Origin of the sequence: Coprococcus sp. ART55/1 (genome assembly GCF_000210595.1) — a bacterium.
Taxonomy (GTDB): domain Bacteria; phylum Bacillota; class Clostridia; order Lachnospirales; family Lachnospiraceae; genus Coprococcus; species Coprococcus aceti.
Genome location: NC_021018.1, coordinates 1907835 through 1912123, shown reverse-complemented (window position 1 = coordinate 1912123; position 4289 = coordinate 1907835). Strand labels below are relative to the sequence as shown.

General features: G+C 40.8%; 7 protein-coding genes. 6 read left to right on the top strand and 1 reads right to left on the bottom strand.

Features of this window, described 5'->3' with window-relative positions; all coding sequences use genetic code 11:
* Positions 1 to 23: 23 nt before the first annotated feature.
* Positions 24 to 458, bottom strand: a complete 435-nt coding sequence (locus tag CCU_RS14960) for an accessory gene regulator B family protein (RefSeq protein WP_442852317.1) — start codon at positions 456 to 458, stop codon at positions 24 to 26.
* Positions 459 to 807: 349 nt separating this feature from the next.
* Here CCU_RS14960 and CCU_RS08715 point away from each other — a divergent pair, with 349 nt between their 5' ends.
* The 6 genes from CCU_RS08715 to CCU_RS08690 form a co-directional block, all read left to right on the top strand.
* Complete coding sequence (locus tag CCU_RS08715; RefSeq protein WP_015534344.1) at positions 808 to 1668, top strand: hypothetical protein; 861 nt, start codon at positions 808 to 810, stop codon at positions 1666 to 1668.
* Positions 1669 to 1679: 11 nt separating this feature from the next.
* Positions 1680 to 2237, top strand: a complete 558-nt coding sequence (locus CCU_RS08710; RefSeq protein WP_173795530.1) for a hypothetical protein — start codon at positions 1680 to 1682, stop codon at positions 2235 to 2237.
* A gap of 13 nt (positions 2238 to 2250) precedes the next feature.
* Positions 2251 to 2670 (top strand): hypothetical protein, encoded by a 420-nt coding sequence (locus tag CCU_RS08705; protein WP_208896124.1) that lies wholly within the window; start codon positions 2251 to 2253, stop codon positions 2668 to 2670.
* 86 nt (positions 2671 to 2756) lie between these two features.
* Positions 2757 to 3041: a hypothetical protein gene (locus CCU_RS08700; protein WP_208896123.1), complete on the top strand. Its 285-nt coding sequence runs from the start codon at positions 2757 to 2759 to the stop codon at positions 3039 to 3041.
* The gene (locus CCU_RS08695) at positions 3038 to 3571 is read left to right on the top strand and encodes an ATP-binding cassette domain-containing protein (RefSeq protein ID WP_330369868.1); all 534 of its coding nucleotides are present in this window, start codon (positions 3038 to 3040) and stop codon (positions 3569 to 3571) included. Before CCU_RS08700 ends, CCU_RS08695 begins: the two co-directional genes overlap by 4 nt.
* Positions 3572 to 3685: 114 nt before the next feature.
* A partial coding sequence (locus tag CCU_RS08690) for a hypothetical protein (RefSeq protein WP_442852316.1) occupies positions 3686 to 4289 on the top strand: 604 nt, incomplete at its 3' end.

Below are 4289 nucleotides of genomic sequence, written 5' to 3'. Positions count from 1 at the left end.
ATTATACCTATGACAAAAGCAGACTAATTATTTTTTATTTTGTGTTTTGCTTGATAGCTTTGCTTCTTGTTCTTGTGTGGAACTGGAGATAGTGCACATATACCGATTCCGGTAACAAGACAGACTAATATGTTCAAAACTGGAATACCAGGAATCAACCGGCATAACAACATACAGAGTAGATATACAGAGTATGATATAGAACAGCATGCATATGTGCTCCCGGCATGTGCGCCACCAGCCAGCATCTTTGTTGGAACAAGAACGGTTACATAGATTACAGATAGGATAAAGTTATGGGTTAAGGCACCAATGATTATGATGCTTAAGTTGAACAATACTAAATCCAGAGCGAAATCAATGCAGTATATATATGCAGCATCCAAATGACTATCTATTATGTTGTTATCTGACATGATATTGACAATCTTTTTGCTTAATTGCTCAGATAAGATCATGGCACGCACTCCCTTTTAATCAAAAATTATAAGCTGATAAAATTATACTCTCTGATATAGACAGAAAAGACAGAGAATCCGCGAATGGTCGAAAAAAGCAGGTGAATGGTAGATACATTTCATTCACCTGCTTTTTTTGACCATTCACAGACGATTTTGGTTGGGTGGTATCGAATGATGTTAGCATACAAAGTGCATAAACCAATATGGAAGGAGGACTGGGGTATGAGTAATAGGATGGTGGAGCCCTGATTCAACAAGAAATTACACTGTATATGATTGATCAGAGGCTGGTCTATTGATAAAGTGAAGCGGGTGAAGGCAGGATCATGAGGAGGAATACAAGATTATGAAGAAAAGGTATCTGGCAGCAGTAATAATATGCGTATTGATTATGGCAGCAGGAGGAACTTCAGCATATATGCTTCAGAAAAACAAAGAAACTCCTGAGGAAAGGTCGAATACGACTACGAAGACTACTTCAAATGCAAGTAGTGAAAACTCAACGACTTCAGAAAAAAGCGTGATTGAGGGGGTAGGAGATAATGTTTTGATGGTTGGAGCTATAAAGATAGAGATGTTGTCAGCAGATGTCATAGAGGGATCTGAGATCTCCACGGAAAACAGATATCCGGTTGAATATTTCCGGGATCAGACCCTGCCGGATCCTGAAGAAACTGAGGATATTATAGATTGGGATTCAATCTATGAGGAGGCTCCTGAGGTAAAAGATGTTCATTTATCGGATTATGATGCGTATACGGCAGAGGAGTCCGAAGAAATCATGGACAGAAATCAGGACGTGATAGATAAGTACACATACACTAAGGTTAAACCCAGAAAATTTTATTTTATCAAGTGCAAATTGACCAATATGGGAAAAGCAGATGTAGAGGATGCATTTCCATATGATGTTGTATATGACTCTCCTGAAGCGAGTGAGATAAGCTACAATGAAGCTTTGTGTTACTATGATAAGCCGATTTATACAGATGGGGATGAAAGAGCGATGAAATATTATTTCTTCAGGTTGAAGGGCCATGAGAGCAAGGAATGTACAATTGGTTTGGCGGTACCACAGGAATTTGACGAAAATGAGAAACACTATTATGGAAAACTTATCACAGGGAACTTCTCATATGATCCGGCAAAACTACCGGATTATGTTGATATAGATTCACTTCCGAAGACGGAAACAGATGATCAGTAATGGGAGGATGCATGAAGAGATATATTGGAGTCATTGTAGTGGTGGTGGTTATATGTGCAGCCATATTCTGGTGCGGCAGAATATACAGTATAAACCACGGATACATTGACAATACGCAGGTCGTTGAAGCGGGAGAAGCAATAGAATGTGATGGTCTGGTCATCAGATGTGTAGAGGCACATATATACAGTATAGATGATTATAAGACCCGTTTTGGAGTGGATAACGTGGAGACACTTAGTTCGGAAGACAGATTTGTATGCGCCTGTCTCAATATAGAGAACAATACAAATGAATCTATTTCATGGGATGCGGTGATGGATATGACATCCTGTGGATTTGAATCTGCTACATGGTGCAGCTCCGTGAATCCCTATGATATGCAGGATATCAATGTGTTTTCAGATAATGAGCTGAAAGCCGGTGCAGACCAGAATATATGGTATGTAACTAAAGCGGCCCGGGTATCATTTGGAGATAAGACATGGGGGCATATGGATGAGGAGACATTTTATTATGTGCCGGTGCTTGAGCCGGCGAAGATCAGGATGAAATTGGATATGGAATAAATTGGTGAATGATATGAATATATTTAAGTTTGAAATGCGAAGGGCATTTAAGAATATATGGCTTGCTGTAAGTGTTGCGATTGGAACACTGATAGGATTGGCGGATATTGTACTCTACTTAAAACAGTATGGTCATAAAGCGGATTGCGCACTGATCCAGATATGGCTGGGGACTGATTATCACTTTGCTTATAATAGTCTGTTCTATGTATTGCTTCCCCTGCTGGCCTGTCTGCCATATGCTGGTACATGTTATCAGGACATAAAAAGTGGATATGAACGGAATATATGTATCAGGACATCGCGCATAAAGTATATGCTGGCAAAGGAACTCGCTGTGGTGGCTTCGGGAGCTGCTGCGACAGCCATTCCCCTTTTGATAGATCTGTTCATATGTGCCGGGCTATACCCAAATAAAAACCGGATAAGTTGACATTCCTGTATACGGGTATTATAGACTGCAATATGTTTCCAAGGCTGTTTGCAGAGCACCCGGTATGCTATGCGTTGGTGTTTATTGTGCTTGATGCTTTGTTCGGCGGCATTGCCGGTCTGGTGGCAATGTGTTTTGCCAGATGGTGCGGAAGCAGATTTTCCACAATAATGGCACCATTCGCACTATATGTGTTTACGGGAGTTATATTTGAAGGAACCGGAATCGGCACATGGTCGGCTATGGCAATGATAAATCCTATTCAAAATGTGGTTACATATAGATATCAGATAGTGACAATGTATGTTGTGGTATGCGCAGTTCCACTTGCATTGATATATATATGGCATAGGAGGAGAGATATTCTGTGAAAGAGATAATAATTGAGGGACTCAGTAAGAAGATAAAAGGCACGCTCATACTTGATAATGTTAATATGCAGATGGAACCCGGAAAAGTGTATGGACTCAGGGGAAAAAACGGGTGTGGCAAGACCATGATAATGAGAGCTCTTTGCGGCTTGCTGATACCGGATAGTGGTAAGGTCATTATTGATGGTGAGGTTTTGCACCGTGATATAAAGTTTCCGCGAAGCGTTGGAGTTTTGATAGAGAACCCTTCATTTCTTCCGCAGTATACGGGATATGAAAACCTTCGTATGCTGTCAAAGCTTATGGGAAATATAAGCGATGAAGAGGTGAGAAATGCGATAGAGAGGGTTGGCCTTGATCCCGATGATGGAAGGACATACCGTAAATATTCGCTTGGAATGAAACAGAAGCTTGGAATAGCAAATGCAATTATGGGAGAACCGGATCTGATAATTCTGGATGAACCGATAAATGCACTTGATGAGCAGACGGTGATGAGCAATAAAAACCGAACTTCTGAAGCTGCGTGACGAGGGAAAGCTAATAGTAATTGCGTGCCATGACAGGGAANAACTGGAATTTCTGTGTGACATAATATATGAGATCAAAAACGGTACGGTTGCGGGATGCGAGGTGATCGGGGAATGAAAACTCTGAGACTCCTTGGAAGAGATACAACAAATGGTATATTGAGAAGAAGTTTTCTGTTTATCATACCTTTATTATTTGCTGTATCACAGACAAGGGAATTACATTCATATCTCAATGATCTCGTGGATCGAAATGCGTTGTTTACAAACGGTACACTTGCAGATTACATATTGTTTGCTACCAAAGGGATGAGTGTATACTATTTTGATCCAAAGGAGTATTTCCAGATACCAATATACTGGTTTGCATTCCAGATCGGGCTTGCGTATCTGCTTGCATATTATGCAAGTGATGATTTTCACTCGAATGGAAGGGTATTGTTTATAGCCGTTGGGAGCAGAAGTAAGTGGTGGATAAGTAAATTTATTTACTGCATTGTGACTGTGGTGTTGTATTATGCTGTGTGCATTGGTGGAATATGTGTAACAGCAGCTTTATATGGTGCTGATATGAGATGGGGAGTAACCCCTGGATTGGCAGTGCGTCTGTATACCACTTCGACAGTGAGTATGGGTACGTGGGATGTGCTTTGTGTGACCATATTACTGCCGGTATTGGTGTCTGTTGCGGTCAGTCAGGTTCAGATATTGGCTGGAT

Bases quoted from the DNA above. Each gene is read 5' to 3' on its own strand.
- CCU_RS08715 (WP_015534344.1), top strand. From the start codon at position 808: ATGAAGAAAAGGTATCTGGCAGCAGTAATAATATGCGTATTGATTATG.
- CCU_RS08710 (WP_173795530.1), top strand. From the start codon at position 1,680: ATGAAGAGATATATTGGAGTCATTGTAGTGGTGGTGGTTATATGTGCA.
- CCU_RS14960 (WP_442852317.1), bottom strand. From the start codon at position 458: ATGATCTTATCTGAGCAATTAAGCAAAAAGATTGTCAATATCATGTCA.
- CCU_RS08705 (WP_208896124.1), top strand. From the start codon at position 2,251: ATGAATATATTTAAGTTTGAAATGCGAAGGGCATTTAAGAATATATGG.